This is a genomic window from Chromohalobacter canadensis, from assembly GCF_029544075.1.
Classification (GTDB): Bacteria; Pseudomonadota; Gammaproteobacteria; order Pseudomonadales; family Halomonadaceae; genus Chromohalobacter; species Chromohalobacter canadensis_A.
Map to the genome: position 1 here is coordinate 116480 of NZ_JAJQJH010000004.1, position 23286 is coordinate 139765.

Annotated in this window: 18 protein-coding genes; 1 reads left to right on the forward strand and 17 read right to left on the reverse strand. The window is 62.0% G+C overall.

The genetic code is table 11. From position 1 onward, the window contains the following. Positions 1-411: 411 nt before the first annotated feature. The 5 genes from folM to LUN51_RS08080 form a co-directional block, all read right to left on the reverse strand. Complete coding sequence (folM, locus tag LUN51_RS08060) at positions 412-1125, reverse strand: dihydromonapterin reductase (RefSeq protein WP_277810854.1); 714 nt, start codon at positions 1123-1125, stop codon at positions 412-414. Then, positions 1122-1901, reverse strand: coding sequence for an NAD(P)H-flavin reductase (locus LUN51_RS08065; RefSeq protein WP_277810855.1), 780 nt, complete (start codon positions 1899-1901; stop codon positions 1122-1124). Before LUN51_RS08065 ends, folM begins: the two co-directional genes overlap by 4 nt. After that, a complete protein-coding gene (gene ubiD, locus LUN51_RS08070) occupies positions 1898-3418 on the reverse strand; it encodes a 4-hydroxy-3-polyprenylbenzoate decarboxylase (protein WP_277810856.1) in 1521 nt (506 codons plus the stop codon). Before ubiD ends, LUN51_RS08065 begins: the two co-directional genes overlap by 4 nt. A gap of 299 nt (positions 3419-3717) precedes the next feature. Further along, on the reverse strand, positions 3718-4977 hold the full coding sequence (gene rho, locus LUN51_RS08075; protein ID WP_277810857.1) for a transcription termination factor Rho: 1260 nt from the start codon (positions 4975-4977) through the stop codon (positions 3718-3720). Between the two features lie 442 nt (positions 4978-5419). After that, complete coding sequence (locus LUN51_RS08080; protein WP_277810858.1) at positions 5420-5752, reverse strand: thioredoxin family protein; 333 nt, start codon at positions 5750-5752, stop codon at positions 5420-5422. Between the two features lie 119 nt (positions 5753-5871). Here LUN51_RS08080 and ppx point away from each other — a divergent pair, with 119 nt between their 5' ends. Next, positions 5872-7371 carry an exopolyphosphatase gene (ppx, locus tag LUN51_RS08085; protein WP_277810859.1) on the forward strand — a complete coding sequence of 500 codons (1500 nt, stop codon included), beginning with the start codon at positions 5872-5874 and terminating at the stop codon, positions 7369-7371. Here the strand turns inward: ppx and tilS are convergent. From tilS to ispC, 12 genes are all read right to left on the reverse strand, one after another. Continuing rightward, complete coding sequence (tilS, locus tag LUN51_RS08090; protein ID WP_277810860.1) at positions 7358-8668, reverse strand: tRNA lysidine(34) synthetase TilS; 1311 nt, start codon at positions 8666-8668, stop codon at positions 7358-7360. The genes ppx and tilS overlap by 14 nt on opposite strands. Further along, positions 8652-9605, reverse strand: coding sequence for an acetyl-CoA carboxylase carboxyl transferase subunit alpha (gene accA, locus LUN51_RS08095; RefSeq protein ID WP_040239570.1), 954 nt, complete (start codon positions 9603-9605; stop codon positions 8652-8654). Before accA ends, tilS begins: the two co-directional genes overlap by 17 nt. Before the next feature lie 172 nt (positions 9606-9777). Next, positions 9778-13284, reverse strand: a complete 3507-nt coding sequence (gene dnaE, locus LUN51_RS08100) for a DNA polymerase III subunit alpha (RefSeq protein WP_277810861.1) — start codon at positions 13282-13284, stop codon at positions 9778-9780. Between the two features lie 80 nt (positions 13285-13364). Continuing rightward, positions 13365-13967 (reverse strand): ribonuclease HII, encoded by a 603-nt coding sequence (gene rnhB / locus LUN51_RS08105; protein ID WP_277810862.1) that lies wholly within the window; start codon positions 13965-13967, stop codon positions 13365-13367. Further along, a complete protein-coding gene (lpxB, locus tag LUN51_RS08110) occupies positions 13964-15127 on the reverse strand; it encodes a lipid-A-disaccharide synthase (RefSeq protein WP_277810863.1) in 1164 nt (387 codons plus the stop codon). Before lpxB ends, rnhB begins: the two co-directional genes overlap by 4 nt. A 12-nt stretch (positions 15128-15139) precedes the next feature. Further along, positions 15140-15907: an acyl-ACP--UDP-N-acetylglucosamine O-acyltransferase gene (gene lpxA, locus LUN51_RS08115; protein WP_277810864.1), complete on the reverse strand. Its 768-nt coding sequence runs from the start codon at positions 15905-15907 to the stop codon at positions 15140-15142. Then, on the reverse strand, positions 15904-16347 hold the full coding sequence (gene fabZ / locus LUN51_RS08120) for a 3-hydroxyacyl-ACP dehydratase FabZ (protein WP_075367952.1): 444 nt from the start codon (positions 16345-16347) through the stop codon (positions 15904-15906). Before fabZ ends, lpxA begins: the two co-directional genes overlap by 4 nt. A gap of 115 nt (positions 16348-16462) precedes the next feature. After that, positions 16463-17512: a UDP-3-O-(3-hydroxymyristoyl)glucosamine N-acyltransferase gene (gene lpxD / locus LUN51_RS08125; RefSeq protein ID WP_277810865.1), complete on the reverse strand. Its 1050-nt coding sequence runs from the start codon at positions 17510-17512 to the stop codon at positions 16463-16465. Between the two features lie 47 nt (positions 17513-17559). Further along, a complete protein-coding gene (locus tag LUN51_RS08130) occupies positions 17560-18063 on the reverse strand; it encodes an OmpH family outer membrane protein (RefSeq protein WP_075367954.1) in 504 nt (167 codons plus the stop codon). Positions 18064-18147: 84 nt separating this feature from the next. Continuing rightward, positions 18148-20484, reverse strand: a complete 2337-nt coding sequence (gene bamA / locus LUN51_RS08135; protein ID WP_277810866.1) for an outer membrane protein assembly factor BamA — start codon at positions 20482-20484, stop codon at positions 18148-18150. A gap of 196 nt (positions 20485-20680) precedes the next feature. Then, on the reverse strand, positions 20681-22036 hold the full coding sequence (gene rseP, locus LUN51_RS08140) for a sigma E protease regulator RseP (protein ID WP_277810867.1): 1356 nt from the start codon (positions 22034-22036) through the stop codon (positions 20681-20683). A gap of 40 nt (positions 22037-22076) precedes the next feature. After that, a complete protein-coding gene (gene ispC / locus LUN51_RS08145) occupies positions 22077-23282 on the reverse strand; it encodes a 1-deoxy-D-xylulose-5-phosphate reductoisomerase (protein ID WP_277810868.1) in 1206 nt (401 codons plus the stop codon). Between the last annotated feature and the right edge of the window lie 4 nt (positions 23283-23286).

Genomic DNA, 23286 nt, shown 5'->3' on the forward strand with positions numbered 1-23286 from the left:
GCCGACCGGACGTCGCTAAATCGCCAATAATATAGTGCCTGCGTGTTCTGCCATGCGCCGCCGATCTCGAACATGTTTCGCTCCCGTGTCATTCGTCAAAAAAGGGGTGGATTAAACGCAAAAACCCCCGGTCGGGTTGCCGACCGGGGGTTCTAAGACGCTGGAGGCAACCCGGGGTGGGGCGTGCCTCGCGGCGTATCAGGTCATGTGACCCTACCGCCGGGCACGCCGGGGCTAAACCAATACCAATAGCTAAAGCCAAAGAACGCGCGCACGGCGTCTCCCGCTGACCGAATCGGCAGGGAATGCATGCTTGCGGTGACTGATGCTATCGACATGGGTTGACTCCAAAACATGCTCTCATCCTACACGGCTGTTGCCATTTGGCAAGTGCACGCCGATCGATGCCCCTCAACGCAAGTGACGCCCGCCGTCGACGGGCAGGATCGCTCCGGTCACGAAATCGTTGTCGAGCAGGTAACGCAGTGTCTGATAGATGACGCCCGGCCCCGGCACCTTGGCCATCAAAGACTTGGCCTTGGCCTTCTCGACATAAGCTTCGTCGTCATCGTCATTGAGCATGACCAGGGCCGGCGCGATGGCGTTGACCTGGATACTCGGCGCGTACATGGCGGCAAACGACAGGGTCAGATTGTCCAACCCTGCCTTGGTCGCCGCATAGGCGGCATGCTTGCGCGATCCCTTCTGACTGACGTAATCGGTCATGTGGATGATGTCGCGCTGCGGTTCTTGGCAGGCATCGAGTAGTTCGCGGGCATGCAGGTTAATCAAGTACGGAGCCTGCATGTGCACGCGAAACAGGCGTTCGAAATTGGCGCCGGCATCGTCGTCAAGGCTGTCCGGCGCCCAGTCGCTGGCATTGTGGACGATGGCGCGAAGCGACGACGTCTGTGCCTTTAGGCGGGTGATGAAGTCGAGGATGCCCGCCTCGCTCGCGAAGTCCGCCTGCAGGGTCACGGCGCCACGCCGACGCAAGACGTCCAACGCCTCGCGCTCGCGACGATAGGTCATGATCACCGGCTGGCCGTCGTCGAGCAGGCGCTCGACGCAATGCCGTCCCAAGCGCTGGGCGCCACCGGTGACGAGAATTGGCGATTGGCTCATGCGTCATCCTCCAAGCGGCGATCGCCAGACAGTGGAATCAACGGCACGCGCGGCGCATAGGCAAAGACATCCGAGAAGACCCGCTCAGGATCGAGCCCCAGCGGCACCAGTGTATCGATGCAAGCGTAGACCATGCCCGGCGAACCGGAGAGATAGACATCCTCACCGGAAACATCACCCAGCGCCTCGGCGAGGACCGTGTCGATACGCCCGACGTGGCGCGTCACGCCCGGTGGCGTGCTCAGGCTGGGATCGCTCTCTTCGCTGACGGTGTGCACCTCGACATGCGTATGCTCGGCGACCCATTGCAGCGCCAGGCTTTCCAGATACAGATCCCGTGGATGCTTGACCGCCCACCACAGCCTAATCGGGCCCGGGTGCTCGTTGGCCAGGGCCGCCTCGACGATGGCCTTCATCTGGGCGAACCCCGTGCCCGCCGCGATCAGCGTCAGCGGCCGCCGACTGTGGGTATCCAACACGCAGCCACCATTGGGCAGGCGCACCGTCAACTGGGCGGACTGCACGAGCATCTCGCGCAGACGTGCCGAGTTGCTGCGTTCCGGCCAGTGCTGGACATGCAACTCGATGATGCCATCGTCGACATGGGCGTTGGCGATGGAAAACGGCACCCAGATCTCCTCGTCGAGCTTGAGTTCCAGATACTGGCCGGGGGCATGCGCGATGGCCTCGCGGCGTCCCGCCAAATGGACGCGAAATACGTCGGCCGTCAGGTCCTCGACCGATTCGACATGGCAGGTCAGCGTCTTAGGCGTCATTCGTGTCCTCGTTCGTCGCTCTGGGGCGAATGGCGGGGGGCCGGTGGTGGCGTAGTGATACCGTATTCCTCCCAGCGCGCGTCGACACGCCTTTTGACGGCATCGTCCATGACGATGGGCGTGCCCCACTCGCGGTCGGTTTCGCCCGACCATTTGGTGGTGGCATCGAATCCCATCTTCGATCCCAGGCCCGCCACCGGCGAGGCGAAATCGAGATAGTCGATGGGCGTATTCTCGACCATGACCGTATCGCGCGCCGGATCCATGCGCGTGGTGATTGCCCAGATCACGTCTTCCCAGTTGCGCGCGTCGACATCATCATCAAGCACGATCACGAACTTGGTGTACATGAACTGGCGCAAGAAACTCCAGACGCCCATCATCACGCGCTTGGCGTGGCCCGGATACTGCTTTTTCATGGTCACTACCGCCATGCGGTAGGAACAGCCTTCCGGCGGCAGGTAAAAATCGATGATCTCGGGAAACTGCTTGCGCAGGATTGGCACGAACACTTCGTTGAGCGCCAGGCCCAGAATGGCGGGCTCATCCGGTGGCCGTCCCGTATAGGTGGAATGATAGATCGGATCGCGGCGGTGGGTGATGCGTTCCACGGTGAAGACCGGGAAGGTTTCGACCTCATTGTAGTAGCCGGTGTGATCGCCATAAGGGCCTTCCGGTGCCGTATCGTCGGGGTAGAGGTAGCCCTCGAGCACGATTTCGCTGGAGGCCGGCACCTCGAGATCGGCATGGCCGCACTTGACCAGTTCGGTGCGTGAACCGCGCAGCAAACCGGCGAAGGCGTATTCGGAAAGACTGTCCGGCACCGGCGTTACGGCGCCGAGAATGGTCGCCGGGTCGGCGCCCAACGCCACCGCCACCGGGAACGGTTCGCCAGGGTGCGCTTGCTGCCATTCCTGGAAATCAAGCGCTCCACCGCGATGCGACAGCCAACGCATGATCAGACGATTCTTGCCCAGTTTCTGCTGGCGATAGATGCCCAGATTCTGGCGCTCCTTGTGGGGCCCTTTGGTCACCACCAAAGACCAGGTCACCAGCGGCGCCACATCGCCCGGCCAGCAATGCTGGATCGGCAGCTGGTCGAGATCGACATCGTCGCCTTCGCGGATCACTTCCTGGCATGGCGCCTTGCGCAGCGTCTTGGGCCCCATGCTCATCACCTGCTTGAAGATCGGCAGCTTTTCCCAGGCATCGCGGAAGCCCTTGGGCGGTTCCGGCTCCTTGAGAAACGCCAGCAGTTCGCCGACCTCACGCAGTGCAGCGATTGAATCCTGGCCCATGCCCAGCGCGACACGCTCCGGCGTCCCGAAAAGATTGCCCAGCAAAGGCATGGCGTGACCTTTGACGTTCTCGAACAAGAGCGCCGGCCCGCCCGCGCGCAGCGTGCGATCACAGATCTCGGTGATCTCCAGATAGGGATCGACCTCCGCCGTGATTCGCTGGAGCTCACCACGTTCCTCCAGCGCCGCGATAAAATCGCGCAAGTCCCGATACTTCATGTGGTTTTCCGTGCCAAAACGCGAAAAGGGCAGCATAACATGCCGCCCTTTCATTGACCGCCCATCGGCCTTCAGCCCGGCGCTATCTTGCACGCGTCAGCCGAGACAGGCCTTCCGAAGGCGCTATGACTCCATCCCTGGGCGCCACTCGCCTCAGCATATTATCAAGCGTTGAGAGTTGGCCGCAGCGAACGAAGGCAAAACAAGGCGAACTCCGGCGAGCTAGCGGAGTGTACTTTAGTACATGAGCATGGCGAACCGGAGTTCAACGCCGTGTTGCCGAGCGCAGCAGGCCAGAATCAACGCCTTTTCATGGCCTCGAAGAATTCCAAGTTAGTCTTGGTATCCTTCAAGCGATCGAGCAGAAATTCCGTCGCCGCGATATCATCCATGGGGTTGAGTAGCTTGCGCAGAATCCACATGCGCTGCATCTCTTCCTCGGAGGCGATAAGGTCCTCGCGGCGCGTGCCACTGCGACGGATATTGAGCGCCGGGTAGACCCGCTTCTCGGCCAGCTTGCGGTCGAGGTGCGCCTCCATGTTGCCGGTGCCCTTGAACTCCTCGAAGATAACTTCATCCATCTTGGAACCGGTATCCACCAGCGCCGTGGCGATGATCGTCAGGCTGCCACCTTCCTCGATGTTGCGCGCCGCGCCAAAGAAACGCTTGGGCTTCTCCAGTGCGTGGGCGTCTACCCCACCGGTCAAGACCTTGCCCGAAGACGGCACCACGGTGTTGTAAGCACGCGCCAAGCGGGTGATGGAATCGAGCAGGATGACCACGTCCTTCTTGTGCTCGACCAGACGCTTGGCCTTCTCGATGACCATCTCGGCAACCTGGACGTGGCGCGCGGGCGGCTCGTCGAAGGTCGAGGCCACCACCTCGCCACGCACGGTGCGCGACATCTCGGTGACCTCTTCGGGACGTTCATCGATCAGTAGCACGATCAGATGGCATTCGGGATTGTTACGCGTGATCGACGTCGCAATGTTCTGCAGCATCAGCGTCTTGCCCGCCTTGGGCGGCGATACGATCAGACCACGCTGGCCCTTGCCGATGGGCGACGTAAGATCGATTACCCGCGAGGTTAGATCCTCCGTCGAGCCATTACCGACCTCCATCACCATGCGTTCCTGCGGGAACAGCGGCGTCAGGTTCTCGAACAGGATCTTGTGCTTGGCGTTTTCGGGCCGGTCGAAGTTGATCTGACTGACCTTGAGCAGCGCGAAATAACGCTCCCCTTCCTTCGGCGGTCGGATCTTGCCGGCGATGCTATCGCCCTTGCGCAGGTTGAAGCGACGGATCTGCGACGGCGAGACATAGATGTCATCGGGGCCGGCCAGATAGGAGCTGTCGGCACTGCGAAGAAAGCCGAAGCCATCCTGCAGGATTTCCAGCACACCATCGCCATAAATGTCTTCACCACTTTTCGCATGCTTCTTGAGAATGGCGAAGATGATGTCTTGTTTACGCGAACGTGCCAGATTGTCGATGCCCATTTCCCGGGCAATATCCAGCAGTTCGGGAACGGTTTTTTGCTTGAGTTCGGTAAGATTCATCGGTTTCGTCAGAGATTGCTCGTGTCGGCGAGGCAATGGGATTGCCGGACAAAAGACAGGAGGCGGTTGTGCGCCGCGCGGTGCGTTCAGAGGGCCCCAGGAAATCCGTTCCACTCATCGCATTCATGCCTCAAGGCATCGCCGCGCGAGGGATTGGCGAAAAACGGTATTAAGAGATTCGGTTCGCGTCGCCTGGCGCCATGCCCAGCTCCTGATCGGAAGGCTTGGCGAAGACAAGAATACTTGGGGCGATCTGACGACTTGGAGGACCGCGACGGCAATGCCGCGTGAACGGTCAGGAAGCATTCGGAACAGGCGAACGTCTCGATGGTAGTCAAGGCGCCAGCCAAACGCAAGCCCACTTTTCTCATGCGTGTCTCATGCGTGATGCCGGGCCGCAACGCCGTATCTTAACGGGATAGGCCATCTCCATGGCATGGCCTCAATTCACGAGCTGGTGATCGAGCCATGTCTCGAGTTGCGCAGCGGACAATGCCCCCACGCGCGTAGTATCCAGCCCCGCGTCGGTAAACAACGCCAGGGTCGGCATGCCGCGCACACCGTATTTATGCGCCATGGCAGTATTGAGATCGACATCACACAGCGCGACCTGCAACGTTGTCTCGCGCGCGCTGGCCAAGGCGGATAGCCGCGGACGCAATTCGACGCAGGGACCGCACCAGGACGCCACGAAGGCCACCAGGGTGGGCGTGGCTGCTTCCAGCACGCGAGCCTCGAACGTGTCGTCCGTCACCTCGAAAAGCCGCTCGGACATACACCGCCTCCTGAATTTCCGGCCAATTCATCATTCCCCATTGGACGCCGCATGGCGACAATTGACAAGCTTCGGGCGCCCCCGCAACCTTGCCATACTTCTGTGAAAAGGATTCTCGCATGAGCAGCCGCCACCCGGCGCCACGACGTCTTGCCGCCATCGATCTAGGCTCGAACAGCTTCCACCTGCTGGTCGCCAATCAAGTCGGCGGCGACCTGCAGGTGGTCGCCAAGCAGGGGGAGAAAGTACAACTGGCCGCCGGTCTCGACGACGAGGATATCCTCGACGAAGCTGCCATGGAGCGTGCCCTCGCCTGCCTGGAGCGTTTCGCTCCCTATCTGAGCGACCTCGACGCCGGTGACGTGCGCATCGTCGGCACCAATGCGCTGCGCGCGGCACACAACCGCCAGACGCTGATCGACCGAGCCGAAGCCCTGATCGGCCACCCTATCGAGATCATCGCCGGCCGCGAGGAGGCGCGCCTGATCTACCTTGGCGCCGCGCATGCCCTGGCCGAGGTCCACGGCCGCCGGCTCATCGTCGACATCGGCGGCGGCTCCACCGAATTCATCATCGGCGAACGCTTCGAACCGCTGGCCCTGGAAAGCCTGCACATGGGCTGCGTGGCCTATACGCAGCGTTTCTTCCACGACGGCACGATCACCGAGCGCCGCTTTCGCGATGCCGAACTCGCCGCACTCTCGGAACTCGCCAACATTCGACGCCCCTATCAGGCGCTCGGCTGGCAGGATCCCGTCGGCTCGAGCGGCACCATCAAAGCCATCGCCGCCGTACAAGCCGCCTATGGCGACGGCCCGGAGAGCATCGTGACCCGACAGGGGCTCATGGCTCTGCGGCGTCGATTGGTCAAGTGCAAACGGCTCGACAAGGTGAGCATGACGGGGCTGAAAAGCGACCGAGCCCGAGTGTTTCCGGCCGGCGTAGCGATTCTGTGCGCCATCTTCGAGGCCTTCGAGCTCGAGCGTATGCGCTACTCGGAAGGCGCCCTGCGCGATGGCGTGCTCTACGATCTCCTCGGCCGCAATACCGCCGAGGATTCCCGCGCGTCAGCGCTGCTCACGCTGCGCCGACGCTTCGACGTCGACATGCGTCAGGCCAGCAACGTACGCACCACCGCCGAGCACCTATGCGCGCATGTCGCCGACGTCTGGCCCCTGAGCCAGGAGCAGCGCCAGTTTCTGTCCTGGGCCGCCGAGCTGCACGAAATCGGCCTGGCAATTTCACACAGCCAGTTTCACCGCCACGGCGCCTATCTGCTGGAAAACTCCGACCTGGCCGGCTTTTCGCGTCCCGAGCAACAGTCCCTGGCCTTCCTGGTACGCGCCCATCGACGCAAGTTTCCCACCAAGGAACTCGATACCCTCCCCGCCGCCACGCGATCCACCTATGCACGGCTGGCGCGACTGCTGCGCCTGGCGGTAGCCCTCAATCATTCGCGCCCTGAGGCGCCCGTCCTCGACGTCCACCTCGATGCCGATGGCGAGACCCTATACGTGTATCTCGATCAGGCCAGCGACCAACCTCTGTTGATGGCCGATCTTGATCAGGAAGCCCGTTATCAACGCAATGCCGGCTTTTCGCTGGTTATCGACGCCTAGACGAATCAGCGTCATCGGGCATCGCCCGCAGCCGCCAGCCTTCGGCGGCGGCGATGCCCAGCACCCCGACCAAGGTCTCGCCCTCCCAGGCCAGCCATACGCGTTCACGCTGCCAGGGCGGTATTCCGGCTTCCTGCAGGAGTCGTTTGACGTCGCGCCGACCGCGTCCCGCCACGCGCAGCGTCTCGCCGCCCCGACGCCTGCCCAGCGTAAGGCGGACACGACGCGGAGGGCCGGGAATCAGTTGCCACGCCACCGGGCCCAGCGGCGTTTCCAGGGGGGCGCAGCCATCCCACTCGGCCTTCCAGTCGACGTCGATAGGCTCGAGCGGCGCCAACAGATAAAGATATCCTCGCCAGCGCCTGGCCTCTCCACCCGGCCAGGCGACATGGACCTGTGCGTCGCCGCGGGCCTGTAATTGATCGAGCAAGCTTTCGAGGCGCGCGCGCGGCGGCGTAGGCAGAGAGAGTTGCCGACAAGCATGGCGCACGAGAAGCCGCTGACGGGGGCGGGAGAGCGCCAGGACATCCGCCAATGGCAAGCAGGCGGCGTCGCCACCCAGCGACTGTAAGGTTTCCCCAGCCAGTTCCTCCAATAGCGCATCGCTCTCGCCCAGTTGCTCGGCAGTGCGTGCCAGCGATGTCGCCGCACCCGGCCAGCGTGACGCCAGCGCTGGCATGACGGTATGCCGCAGATAGTTGCGATCGAAACGTTCGTCGGCGTTGCTCGGGTCATCGATCCAACGCAAGCCACGTGTCTCGGCCTCGCGCTCCAGCACCGCCCGCGTCACGGAAAGCCATGGCCGGACCATGAAACGCCCCTGCCACTCTCGGCTCTCGGGCATGCCGGCCATGCCGCGCAAACCACTACCGCGCAAGCCCGCCAGCAACAGGCCTTCGGCCTGATCGTCGGCATGCTGGGCCAGCAGCAGGGTGTCCCCCGCTGTGACACGTCGGGCGAACGCCGCCAGGCGGGCGTCGCGGGCGTGGGCCTCGAGGCCCCGTGCGCCGCGCTCAACCGTGGCGCGCTCTATGAACAATGGCACCCCGAGACGCCCGCACAACCATCGCGCATGGTCTTCGAACGCGGCAGCGGCATCCTGCAGGCCATGATTGACGTGTAACGCGTAAAGCGGCCGTGGGTGACGACGGCAGGCGGCCACCGCGAGTGTCAGCAGCAGCGAAGAATCCAGCCCACCGGAGAGAGCCACCCAAACACGACGCCCCGGCGAGGTCATCGCCAGGGCGTCATCGACAAGGGCTTCGGGGGTCGGCCCTGCGTTATTGGGGCGCGCCATAGCTCATCAGACGATCATAGCGACGCGACAGCAGGTCATCCGTCTCCATGGCTTCCAGCCGCTCGAGGCTGGCGCCGAGGGCGTCCTTGATGCTATCGGCCATCTTCTGGGGGTTGCGGTGCGCGCCCCCCAGCGGCTCCTTGATCAAGGTATCGACGAAGCCCAGCTCCTTGAGGCGCTCGGCAGTGATACCCATCGCTTGTGCCGCCTCGGAGGCCTTTTCGGCACTCTTCCACAGAATCGAGGCGCAGCCTTCCGGGGAGATCACCGCATAGGTCGAATACTGCAGCATCTGTAGCTCATCGCAGACACCGATCGCTAGCGCCCCGCCGGAGCCGCCCTCGCCCACGACGGTGGAGATGATCGGCGTCTTGAGGCGCGACATGACCGCCAGATTGTAGGCGATGGCCTCGCTCTGGCCGCGCTCCTCGGCGTCGATCCCCGGATAAGCGCCAGGGGTATCGATGAAGGTCAATACCGGCATCTTGAAGCGCTCGGCCATTTCCATCAGCCGGCACGCTTTGCGATAGCCTTCCGGGCGCGGCATACCGAAGTTGCGCCGCACCTTCTCCTTGACGTCACGCCCTTTCTGATGACCGATGACCATCACCGGTTTGTCGTCGAGGCGCGCCACGCCGCCCACGATGGCAGCGTCATCGGCGAAGTGACGATCGCCATGCAGCTCGTCGAAGTCCTCAAAGAGACTGTCGAGGTAATCCAGCGTGTAAGGACGCTGAGGATGACGCGAGAGCTGCGATACCTGCCAGGCGCTAAGATCGCGAAAAATCGATTCGGTGAGCTTGCGATTCTTGTCTTCAAGCTTGCCGATTTCGTCGCTCAAGCTGATACGGCTGTCATTACCGACCAGGCGTAGCTCGTCGATCTTGGCTTCCAGCTCGGCGATCGGCTGTTCAAAGTCCAGGTAGTTGGGATTCATAGAACGTCTACTTTGTGGTCTTGGGCAGCCCGGGGCCGCACGTCCGATGTCGCACGAGGCGACGCTGTGACGGACAGGGCATGGCGCCAACCGGCCGTAAACCGGCATTATCGCACCCTGAACGCATCACGCAAGACACCGCGCGCCAGCACCATCGCCAGCGATGACGGCATCACCCACGATAACGCAACGTAACCGCTTCCTGACCCTCCACCTCGCGCAGGGCGATGAGTAGGTCGTCACTGGGCGACACCCGCCAGGGTTCACCCAGTTCCAGCACGCCGCTGGCCTGGGGATTACGGTAACGCACGCGCACCGGCAAACCCTGGGGATCGCGCCACCGCGTCAGGCTATCTTGCAAGTTGCGCGCGAAACGTCCATTGAGACGCGCGCCGTCCACCGCGAGCTCCACGGCCTCGCCATAGCGCGTGCGCGCATCGACCATCGGCGTCACTTCCTTGCCACGCAGGCGCAGGCCACCCGAATAATCGTCGGTGCTCACTTCGCCTTCGATGATCAAGACGTCATCGGCGCCAAGCTTGCCACGCATCTGCTCGTACATCTCGCCGAACAACGAAGCCTCGATACGCCCAGTACGGTCGTCCAGGGTGATAAAAGCCATGGTGTCGCCGCGCTTGGATTTCATGGTCCGCATGGCCACTACCAGCCCCGCGACACGCTGAGATTCGCCACGCTGAGGTTTCAGATCGACGATGCGCGTCGACACGAAGCGCTTGAGTTCGTTTTCGTACTCGTCGATGGGGTGGCCGGTCAGATAGAGGCCCAAGGTGTCCTTCTCGCCGGCTAGGCGCTCCTTGTCGGCCCACTCGCGGGCATGGTGATAATCGGCGTAGACATCGCCGCTTTCCGGTTCGACGAAAGCATCGCCGAACATGTCGATCATCCCTGCGCTGGCATTGGCGTTGCTCTGAGACGCCGCCTTGAGTGCGGCGTCCAGCGACGCCATCAACACCGCCCGGGTCGGCCCCAGGTTGTCCAGCGCGCCGGAGCGGATCAAAGCCTCCAGCGTACGCTTGTTGAGACGCTTGGCGTCGACACGGCGGCAGAAGTCAAACAGATCGCTGAAGGCGCCGTCGGCCTCGCGCGCCTCGACGATCGCACCGATGGGCCCTTCACCGACGCCGCGAATCGCGCCCAAGCCATAGACGACACGGTTTTGCTCATCGACGGTGAACTTGTAGCTGCCGATGTTGACGTCCGGCGGCGTGACCGTCAGCCCCTGCTTGCGGCATTCCTCGATCAGCGGCACGACCTTGTCGAGGTTGTCCATCTCGGTGGACAGCACCGCCGCCATGAAAGGCGCGGGATAATGCGCCTTGAGCCACGCCGTCTGGTACGAGACCAGGCCGTAGGCTGCCGAGTGCGACTTGTTGAACCCGTAACCTGCGAATTTCTCCACCAGATCGAAGAGGTTACCGGCCAGGTCCTTGTCGATGCCGTTGGCGGCGCAGCCCTCCATGAAACCAGCGCGCTGCTTGGCCATCTCCTCGGGCTTCTTCTTGCCCATGGCACGCCGCAGCATATCCGCCTGACCCAGGCTATAACCCGCTATCACCTGGGCGATCTGCATCACCTGCTCCTGATAGAGGATGATGCCATAGGTGGGACCCAGCACTGGTTTGAGCAGCTCGTGCTGGTAGTCCGGGTGCGGATAGGCGACCTCGGCTCGGCCATGTTTGCGGTTGATGAAGTCATCGACCATGCCGGATTGCAGGGGCCCCGGACGGAACAGCGCCACCAGAGCGATCATGTCTTCCAGCGAGTCGGGCTGCAGGCGCTTGATCAGTTCCTTCATGCCGCGCGATTCGAGCTGGAAGACCGCCGTGGTCTCTGCCTTCTTGAGCATATCGAAGGTAGGCACGTCATCGAGCGGGATCGAGGCGATGTCCAGCGGCCCTTGGCCTTCGCGGGCGCGCACCGTATCGACCATCTCCAACGCCCAGTCGATGATGGTCAGCGTGCGCAGCCCCAGGAAGTCGAACTTGACCAGCCCGGCTTCCTCGATGTCGTTCTTGTCGTACTGCACCACCAGGCCGCTGCCGTCCTCATCGCACAGCAGCGGCGAGAAATCGGTCAGTTTGGTAGGCGCAATCACCACCCCACCGGCGTGCTTGCCGGTGCCGCGCGTGATGCCCTCGAGCTGGAGCGCCATGTCCCAGATTTCCTGGGATTCCTCGTCGTTGTCCAGATACTCCTTGAGCGCCGGCTCCTGCTCGATGGCCTTGGCCAGGGTCATGCCGACCTCGAAGGGGATCAGCTTGGACAGCTTGTCACCCATCGAATACGGCTTGCCCTGGGCACGGGCCACGTCGCGGACCACGGCCTTGGCGGCCATGGTGCCGAAAGTCACGATCTGCGAGACGGCATCACGCCCGTAACGGCTCGCCACGTATTCGATGACTCGGTCGCGCTTTTCCATGCAGAAGTCGACGTCGAAGTCAGGCATCGACACGCGTTCCGGATTGAGGAAACGTTCGAACAGCAGATCGTACTCGAGCGGATCCAGGTCGGTGATCTTGAGCGCATAGGCGACCAGCGAACCGGCCCCGGAACCACGCCCCGGCCCCACCGGGATATCGTTGTCCTTGGCCCACTGGATGAAGTCCATGACGATCAGGAAATACCCTGGGAAGCCCATCTCGAGGATGATATTGAGCTCGAAGTCGAGCCGCTCGCGGTAGGACTGTTCGTGCTCGCTGAGATCGCGCCCGGGGTAGATCGGGTTCTCGCCGGAGAACAGCTTATCGAGTCGCTCGGTGAGGCCGTCATGGGAAATCTTGCGGAAGAAGCTCTCCATGCTCATGCCGTCAGGCACCGGGTACTCGGGCAGGAAGATTTCCCCCAGCGGCACGTCGACGTTGCAGCGCGCAGCGATCATCACGCTGTTTTCCAGCGCCTCGGGCAGGTCCGAGAATAGCTCGGCCATTTCCTGCGGGCTCTTCAGGTACTGCTCTTCGCTGTAACGGCGTTCGCGCCGTGGATCGTCGAGCGCCTTGCCCTCGCCGATCGCCACCCGCGTTTCGTGGGCCCAGAACCCCTCGCGGGTCAGGAAACGAACGTCATTGGTCGCCACCACCGGCGTCTGGGTGTCGGCCGCCAGCGCCACCGACAGATGCAGACACTCCTCATCGTGTTCGCGTCCGGTGCGCTGGAGCTCCAGATAAAACCGTCCGGGGAAGGCGGCATTCCAGGCATCGCACATTTCCCGTGCCGCCTGGCCGTGTTCGGTCAGAAGATGACGCCCGATCTCCCCCTCGCGGGCACCGGACAAGGCGATCAGCCCCGCGCTTCGGGCGAAGATCCATTCCTTCTTGAGGATGCCCTGGCCGCGCTGCTGCCCCTCGCTCCAGCCTTGCGAGATCAGTTCGGTCAGGTGACGGTAGCCGTCGTTGTCCATCGCCAGGAGCGTCAAGCGATAGGGGTGTGCCTCGTCGTGAGGGTTCTCCATCCACAGATCGGCGCCGATGATCGGCTTGAGTCCCGCGCCTTGGGCGCCTTTATAGGCCTTGACCAGACCGAACAGATTGGAATCGTCGGTCACGGCCACGGCGGGCATGCCGCCCTCGGCCGTCGCCTCGATCAGCGGCTTCAAGCGCACCAGGCCATCGACCAGGGAGTATTCACTGTGCACGCGCAGATGAACGAAAGGCGTAGTCATGACGAGCTCTTGAGACGAAACGGACGATGCCGCCCGGGCGACACCTTCCTGAATGAATTGGGTAACAGCGTGATGTGGCGCTACACCGGCAGCAACTTCTTGACCGGCGCAAACGAGCGGCGATGCTCATCGAGCGGCCCCAAGCGCTCGAGCGCTTCGCAGTGCTCACGGGTAGGATAGCCCTTGTGGCGCGCAAACCCATACTCGGGATAGCACTCGTGCAGCGCGAACATCTGAGCGTCGCGCGTCACCTTGGCCAGAATCGAGGCTGCGCCGATGGCCACATGGCGCTGGTCACCCTTGACCGCGCATTGTCCCGGCACATGATGCCCCGGCATCCGATTGCCGTCCACCAGCAGATATTCCGCGGCCACCGGCAGGGCATCGATGGCTCGCCGCATGGCAAGATGCGTCGCGTGGTAGATGTTGTGAGTGTCGATCTCGGCGGGCGACGCTTCGCCTATTGCGAAGGCCGTCGCGTGTTGGCGAATGGCCTCGGCCAATACGAGGCGGCGCTTTTCGCTAAGAGTCTTGGAGTCGGCCAGCCCCTCGATGGGACGCGCCGGGTCAAGAATCACCGCGGCCGCCACCACGCTACCCACCAAGGGGCCGCGCCCCACTTCATCGACACCCGCCAGACACGTGCCCTGATAATCGATCACCAACGGTGGTAGCCCCGTCATGCATTCTTCTCCTGTAACGGCAAGCGACCATGCGTAATCAGACCGTCGATGGCCTCGGCGGCGCGCTCACTGGCGCCACGTTGGAGCGTGGCGTGCAAGTCGGCAAAACGCGTCTCCATCGCCTGGCGCTTAGCGTCGTCGTCGAGCCATTCGAGCAGCGCCGCACCGATCGCCTCATGACTGGCGGCGTCCTGTACCAGCTCAGGCACCAGCGCCTCCTGGGCGATCAGGTTGGGTAGCGAGATCCAGTCGGTCTTGACCATGCGCTTGGCCAGCCAGTGCGTGGCCGGCGCCATCTTGTAGGCCACCACCATGGGACGATGACAGAGCATGGCCTCGAGCGCCGCAGTCCCGGACGCGAGCAGCACCGCATCGGCGGCGGTCATCGCCTGACGCGACTCGCCATCGCACAGGACGACGATATCGCGGGCCGGATGATTGGCCAGCAGCGCCTCGAGTTCTTCGCGACGTGCCGGGGACGCCGCCGGCACGATCACTTGCAGGTCGGGGATGCGTTCGCGCAGCCAGGCGACGCTATCCAGAAACGTAGGCCCTAAAAAGCGAATTTCGTTGCTGCGTGAACCCGGCAATAACGCCAGCAAGGGTGCTGTGGGCGATAATCCCAGTGCCGAACGTGCCGCCTGGCGATCGTTGACCAGCGGCAGTTCATCGGCCAACGGATGCCCGACGAAAGCCACCGGCACGTCATGGCGCGCGTAAAAAGCCGCTTCGAAGGGCAGGAAAGTGAGCATGGCATCGACCGACTGGGCAATGCTCTTCACCCGTCCCTGACGCCACGCCCAGACCGAGGGACTGACGTAATGCGCGGTGGGGATGCCGGCGACGCGCAATTGGCGTTCGAGTCCTAGGTTGAAGTCGGGCGCATCGATGCCGATCATCGCGTCCGGCTCCCAGGCCAGGGCGTCACGCCGCAGGTGACGGCGGACCTTGATCAGTCCCGGCAGATGCTTGAGCACCTCGACCAGCCCCATGATCGACAGCGTCTCCAGCGGATACAGCGAGTGCAGACCTTCGGCGAGCATGCGTGGGCCGCCGATACCGCGAAACTCGGCGTCGGGATGGCGACGCTTAAGCGCCTGCATCAAGCCGGCGCCGAGGATATCGCCCGACAGCTCTCCTGCGACCAGGTAAATACGCATGACGTGCCTCGTTCAGCGCGTGATGCCGCGCTGGGAATCCTTCAGCGACGCCAGGAACGTCGCGATTTCGGGGCCTTCGAAATCGTTTTCGAGACGCTCCAGCGCTTGTTCCATGGTCAGCCCCTGGCGATAGACGGTGCGGTAAGCCTCTCCCAGCGCTCGCAGGGCCTCGCGCGAGAAGCCACGACGCTTGAGTCCCACCAGGTTGAGCCCATGCGTCTGCGCCGGGTTGCCATTGACGATGACATAGGCCGGGACATCCTTGGTGATGATCGACCCGCCACCACACATGGCATGAGTACCGATATGGCAAAACTGATGGATCGCCGAGAGACCACCGAGGATAGCGTGATCGCCGATGGTGACATGTCCGGCCAAGGTCGCCTGGTTGGCAAGGATGCAATCATCGCCGATCACGCAGTCGTGCCCGACATGCGCGTAGGCCATGAAAAGATTGCGCGAGCCGATGACGGTTGCTTCTTTGTCCTGCACTGTACCGCGATGCAGGGTAACGCCTTCGCGCACGACGTTGTCGTCGCCCATCTCCAGGCGAGTGGGTTCTCCGGCATACTTCTTGTCCTGACAGTCCTCGCCGACGGAAGCGAACTGGAAGATCCGATTGCGCTTCCCCAGGCGCGTGGGCCCCTTGAGCACCACGTGCGGACCGATCACCGTGCCGTCCCCGATTTCCACTTCGGGGCCAACCACGCAGAACGGGCCGATGTCGACGTCGTCAGATACACGCGCACTGGGGTCGACGATGGCGGTGGGATGAATCAAGCGACTTTCCTCTCGGCACAGATGATCTCAGCTTCGCAGGCTAGCTCGCCGTCGACCGTAGCACGACAGGCGAACTTCCAGATCCCGCGCTTGCCCTTGATGACGTTGGCTTCCAAGCGCAGTTGATCGCCCGGCATTACCGGACGCTTGAAGCGCACGTTATCGCTTCCTACAAGATAATAGACATAACCGTCGGCGGGCATCTTGTTGACGGTCTTGAAACCTAGGATGCCGCATGCCTGAGCCATGGCCTCGATGATCAACACGCCGGGCATGATGGGATGATGCGGGAAATGCCCATTGAAAAATGGCTCGTTGATGCTGACATTCTTGTTGGCGACGATCGACTCGCCGACCGTGATCTCCATGACGCGATCCACCAGCAAGAACGGATAACGATGCGGTAGATACTCACGGATCTCGTTGATGTCCATTACCATCGATACAACCTCTGAAATAACGAAGTGCCTGCCATGAGGGGCAGGCACACGAGGACGGAGTACTCCGCCTATCTGGATGGGCAGGGATTATACAGGTCCGACTCGCTAGCAGCTATCAGCCTTGGGCGGCGCCCGAGGCATCCCGTTCCAGACGCGCCAGACGCTTGGCGAGATCGTCGAGCTGCTTGAAGCGCACCGCGTTCTTGCGCCACAAGCCATTGGGCATGGCGCCTGTCCCTGAGGAATACACCCCGGGCTCGTGGATGGAGTTGGTGACAAGACTCATACCGGTGACCTGAACGCCATCGCAAATCGTCAGGTGTCCCGAGAGACCCACGCCGCCACCCAGCATGCAGTGGCGTCCAACGCGGGTCGAACCCGCGATACCCACGCACCCCGCCAGGGCGCTATGATCGCCGACCTGCACGTTATGCGCGATCTGCACCTGGCTGTCGATCTTGACGTCATTGCCGATCAACGTGTCTCCCAGGGCGCCGCGGTCAATGCTTGAGCAGCTACCGATTTCGACGTCGTCACCCACGATGACGCCCCCCAACTGCGCGATCTTGTGCCAGCCCTGGCCATCATGCGCGAAACCGAAGCCATCGGCACCCACCACACAACCGCTGTGCAGGATGGCGCGCCGCCCGACACTCACGCCGTGATAAACAGTGACATTAGCATGCAGGCGAGAGTCGGCGCCGATTTCGCTGTGAGCGCCGATGATACTACCAGCGCCGATCACGCAGCCATCACCGATGACCGCGCCGGCTTCGATCACACACTGTGGGCCGACCGAGACTCGGTCCCCAAGATGCACGCTCTCGGCGACCACCGCACTGGGATGAACACCTTCCGGCGCCTGCCCCGCCAGCGGGTCGAACAGCCTGGATAGCTCGGCGTAACCGAGATAAGGGTTGTCGAGTTCGAGTCGCGCGCAAGGCACCTCAGCGCCATACGCGGGATGTACCAGCACGGCAGCCGCGCTCGTTTCAGGCAAGTATTTGAGATAGGTCTTGTTGGCCAGGAACGTAATATCGTCCGGGCCCGCATCAAGCAAAGTAGCCAGGCCGGTGACACGATGATCGCTATCGCCGACCAAGCGGGCCTTGAGACGTTCGGCCAGTTCACCGAGCGTGAAGGCGCAAGGAGTAAGGGTCTTCATGTGCGCTTGGAACCGCTAACCACGGGCGCCGGGAGCGCCCCATGGGCTCAGTTGAGCGAGTTAAAGATGCGAGTGACTTCCTCGGTGACGTCGAGGCCATCCTCTGAATATACCACCGCATCACGATCCACCACGAGGTCCAGGTCATGCCGCTCGACGACCTGTTCGATGGCGCGATCGAGCTTGGGCTTGGCCGACTGCATGAAGGACTGTTCCTTTTTCTGCTGCATGCTCTGAATCTGCTGACGCAACTGCTGGAACTCAGACCCTTTGGTACGCAGTTCCTGCTGAGCGCTTTTGCGCTCAGCATCGGACATCACCGCGCCATCTTGCTGAAGCTTCTGTTGCAACTGCTGCAATTCTTGGCTGAGTGATTCGGCGCGCTGCTTCTTGTCGCCGATCTGATTCTTGAGCTCGTTCATCGAGCGCTGGGCGGCATCCGAATCCAGCAACGCCTGACGCCAATCGATAACGCCAACCTCGTTCGCCATGGCCGGCATGGACAGCACGCTCATCACCCCAAGACATAGGGCACCCGTCAATTTGCGCATCACACCCTCTCCTTGATTCATTATGGTCACTCGGTGCGGCGGCCACACCGCCGCACCTGGCGCATTACGCTGCATCAGCCTGCTTTAGAAGGTCTGACCCAGCGAGAATTGAAAGACCTGGGTATCGTCGTCTTCTTCGTCGCTGAGCGGCTTGGCAACACTAAAGGTCAACGGCCCCACCGGAGTCAACCAGGAAAGCCCCAGCCCGACGCTATAGCGCAAGTCCCCCATATCCACGCCACTGCTACAGCTAGAAGTTGTACCCTCAGGCACATCGTAGCAATCGGTTAGATACGTGTTGCCCGCATCGAAGAACACGCTGGTCTGCAGCGAGCGACGGTCCTCGACCCAGGGGAATGGGTAGATCAACTCGGCCGAACCTTCGACGAGCACGTTACCCCCTAGGGTGTCATCGTCCCCGTCATTACGCGGCGTAGTATTCGGCCCCAACGTATTGCTGGAGAAGCCGCGTACCGATCCCAGGCCACCCGCATAGAAGTTCTCGTAGAACGGGTAAGCATCATCACCGACGGTGTCCGCATAGCCAACATTGGTGCTGAATTTCAGTGACCACTCAGGACGGAATTCGAACAGCTTCTGGCCTTCGTAGCGCGTCTTGTAGTACTGCGTATCGCTTCCCGGCACCGCTGCCTCCAGCGACAGTTTCTGATAGCTGCCGTCGGTGGGCATGATGCCGCGATTGAGATTGTTGCGCGTCCAGCTGGCGGTGAGCTTGTAGTTCATGAAGTCCTCACCCTCGTCCTCCGTGTACTGAACGATTTCCAAGGGGGTATCGCGATAGGTCTCGAGCGATAGGTCCTCGACGCCGACACCGAAGTTGAGGCGCGACAGGTCATTGATCGGATACCCGAAATTGACGCTCCCCCCGATGGCATCCGAGGAATAGGTCGAAATATCATCGAAGTCTTCGTAATTGGTCTCGCGATAATAGACATTATAGCCACGCGAGATACCGTCCAACGTCCAGTAGGGATCGGTATAGCCGAAGTTGAGATTGGTGAAATAATCGCCTTTCTGTGCATTGACGTTGACGCGATTGCCGGTGCCCAAGAAGTTGCTCTGAGACAGCGACGCACCATAGATGACCCCGGCGCTTTGCGAGTAACCCAAGCTCGCCGAGACCGACCCGGACGGCTGCTCCTCGACGTTGTAGGTCACGTCGAGCTGGTCGGGCTCATCAGCGACGGGGCGCGTTTCGACATCGACCGAGCGGAAGAAGCCCAGACGCTGCAAGCGTTCGCGGGACTGGCTGATCTGATCGGTGGAAGCCGGTGCCCCCTCCATCTGGGTCATCTCGCGACGCAGCACTTCGTCCTGAGTCGTGGTATTGCCCTCGAAATTGATGCGCCGCACATAGGCTCGCCGCCCCGGGTTGACCTGGAAAGTCACATCCACGGTATCGCCGTCGGCATCGACCTCGGGCACGCTGTTGATCTCCGCGAACGCGAACCCTTCGGCGCCGAGACGCTTGCGCAAGGCCTCAGCGGACTCGGTCATCGCGCTTTCCGAGTAATACTCGCCGGACTCAGCGGTCACCAGCTCACGCGCTTCGCTTTCGCCTATCTTGAGGTCGCCCGCAAAGCGAATTTCATCAAGCTTGTAGCGCTTGCCTTCATCAACATTGATAGTGATGAAGATGTCGGACTTGTCGGGGCTGATCGACACTTGGGAAGAGCTGATGTCGAAGTTGACGTAGCCGCGATCTAGGTAGAAGGAGCGTAGCGTCTCAAGATCGCCCGAGAGCTTGTCGCGAGAATATTCATCGTCGGAAAACCAGCCAAAGAACCATCCCGGCTTGTCTTCTAGCGCGAACAAGTCACGCAGGGTGTCATCGTCGAAGTCTTGATTGCCGACGAAGTTGATCTGGTGAATCTTGGCGACCGCACCCTCGTTGATGTCGATATGGACTTCGACGCGGTTGTTGTCGAGTTCCTCGACGCTGGTCTCGATATTGGCGCTATAACGGCCTTGAGATTGATAAAGCCGCTCGAGCTCGCGCTGGACCTCATCGAGTGTCGAACGCTGCAATACCTGGCCTTCATCGAGCCCGGCCTCGGTCATCCCCTTGCGAAGATCCTCATCGGCCACCTGAGAGTTGCCGTTGAGCTCGATGCTGGCGATGGTGGGACGCTCGACCACATTGACGATTAATACATCGCCATCACGAGAAAGCTCAATGTCGTCGAATAGGCCCGTATCGAACAGTTCCTGCGACGCCTCGGCCAATTCGCGGTCATCGACCTGGTCGCGCGCACTGACTGGAAAGGCATTGAACACCGATGCCGGCGATACGCGCTGCAGCCCTTCCACGCGAATATCTGAAATCTCGAAGGGGGCCGCCAGTGCCGCGGGAGTCGCGGTCAGCAGCAGCGCCGCCAATCCGATGGTCTTGATCTTCATGCAGTCGATTCGCTTTTCTCGAGTCCGCCCGCTCATGGAACAGGCACCTTATACATTTCCCTGGGTGACTGGCAAGGTCGTACCCCGCCTCGCAGTGACACCCGGGTCGCTCATCCTTACGGCCGACGACCGCTTACGACATGCCATTAACGGCCCACATTAAAGCTCGCTGGCGAGCCGCTCCACCACGACGCCTCTACAGACGCATCAAATCGAAATACAACGCCATCAACATCAATGAGCCCACCAAGGCGACACCGATGCGCAACCCAAAGGCTTGTACCGCCTCGGGCACCGGACGCCCCCGCACCGCTTCGATCAGGTAATAAACCAAGTGACCGCCGTCGAGCACGGGAATCGGCAAGAGATTGAGAACCCCCAGGCTAATCGATAAATAGGCCAGGAAGCTGATGAAGCTTTCCACGCCATTACGCGCGGAATCACCCGCGATGCGTGCAATCGTCACCGGACCCGACAGATTGGAGGGTGAGATCAGCCCTACCAGCATCTTGCGGATCGAATCCAGTGTGAGCAAGCTCATCTCGCCGGTCTTGCTCACCGCTTCACCGACGGCATCCAGCGGCCCATAGCGTATCTCGCGACGATAACGCTCGGGCCACTCGGTGGCTTGCACCCCGACGCCGATGTAACCCATCGCTGTGCCGTCTTCCTGCTCACGCGTGGCCGGCGTCAACATCACGTCGCGGCGCTCACCGTCACGCTCGACTCGCAGGGCAAGCGTCTTACCGGGGTTATCACGCACACGTTCTACGAATGCCATCCAATCCTCGACGGCGACACCATCGACACTGACGATGCGATCGCCCCTCTGCAGCCCGGCTTGCTGGGCACGCCCGTCGTTCAACACCTCTCCCAACACGGCGGGCAGCTCGGGACGCCACGGCGTCACCCCCAACGTGGCCAAGGGGCGTGGCGGATCCTGGCGTACCAACCAATCGCTGACGGGCACTTGATGGCGTTCCGGCGAGGCCGTCTCGGATTCACGCGTCGTGATCTCAAGCTCGCCATTGACGCCGATAGCCGCCACCAACTTGAGATTGACCTCCCCCCAGGAAGGCGTGCGCTCACCCTCGACGGCCACGATTTCCTGCCCGGACTGCAAGCCGCCACGGGCGGCCGGCGAGTCTGCGGCAATATCGCCGATCACCGGCGCTACCGTGGTGGTGCCATAGACGAACAGCGCCCAATAGGCGACGAAAGCGAGCAGGAAGTTGGCTGCAGGGCCGGCGGAGACGATGGCAATGCGCGCCCAGACACTTTTGCGATTGAATGCCTGCGCTTGCTCTTCCGGCGCCACCGGGCCCTCACGCTCGTCGAGCATCTTGACGTAGCCACCCAGCGGTATCGCAGCCACGGCGAACTCCGTGCCATGGCGGTCGACGCGCGACCATAACGGCTTGCCGAACCCTACCGAGAAACGCAGCACCTTGACGCCACAACGCCGCGCAACCCAAAAATGTCCGTACTCGTGGAAGGTGATCAACAGCCCCAGCACCACGATAACCGCCAGCAGATTCTCAATCACGCCCATGGGGGTCGCCCTCCTTCCTGCGGCTTGCCAAGCCCGCGCATCATGACGTGAACCGCGTCAATTGCCGTTCGGCCTCGTGCCGCGCCGCTTCGTCTGCGGCCAGCACCGCACTTAACTCATGCGCCGAATGTACCTCACAAGCCTCGCAGACCGCCGCCACGAGACGTGGAATATCCTCGAACCCTAGCCGCGTGTCGAGAAACGCCTCCACCGCCACTTCATTGGCGGCATTAAGCGTCGCCGGGGCAGTACCGCCCGCCGCCATCGCCTCACGAGCGAGACGCAGACAAGGGAAGCGTGCTTCATCGGGCGCTTCGAAATCGAGCCGCGCCACCTGAAACAAATCCAGCGGCGCCACGCCAGCATCGATGCGCTCGGGCCAGGCCAGCCCATAGGCGATCGGCGTACGCATATCGGGATTGCCCAGCTGCGCTATCACCGAGCCGTCACTATAGGCGGCCATGGAGTGAACGACGCTTTGCGGATGCACCACGACCTGAACCTGTTCGGGCTGCGCATCGAACAACCAGCATGCCTCGATCAGCTCGAGCCCTTTGTTCATCAGAGTGGCGCTATCCACCGAGATCTTACGGCCCATCGACCAGTTGGGATGCGCACACGCCTGCTCCGGCGTTACTGCCTTCAGTTGCGCCTGGGACCAGTCACGAAAGGGCCCCCCGGAAGCGGTCAACAACAACTGGGTCACGCCTTGGCGTGCCAACCCACCACGGTGCTCGGTGGGTAGACACTGATAAATGGCATTATGTTCAGAATCGATGGGCAACAATACCGCGCCATGACGTTCGACGGCCTCCATGAACAGCGCGCCGGACATTACCAGGGCTTCCTTGTTGGCAAGCAGCACGCGCTTGCCGGCACGCACCGCAGCCAACGTTGGCATCAAGCCGGCCGCCCCCATGATGGCGGCCATTACCACATCGCTGTCGGCGCTCCCGGCAACCTCCGATAGCGCCGCCTCGCCAGCGCGCACTTGGGTGTTGATACCGGCCTCAGTGAGAGCATCGCGTAACCAGGCGGCGTCGCGCTCCTCGCCGAGCACCGCGACCTCAGGGCGATGAACCAAGCATTGATCGCGCAGCGTTTCGCGCGAACGGTAGGCGGTCAAGGCATGCAGCCGATAACGCTGGGGGTGGCGGGCAATGACATCGAGGGTGCTCTTGCCGATGGAGCCGGTGGCTCCAAGCACGGTCACACGTTGTATCCGAGCACAATCGGCATATTCCATGTGT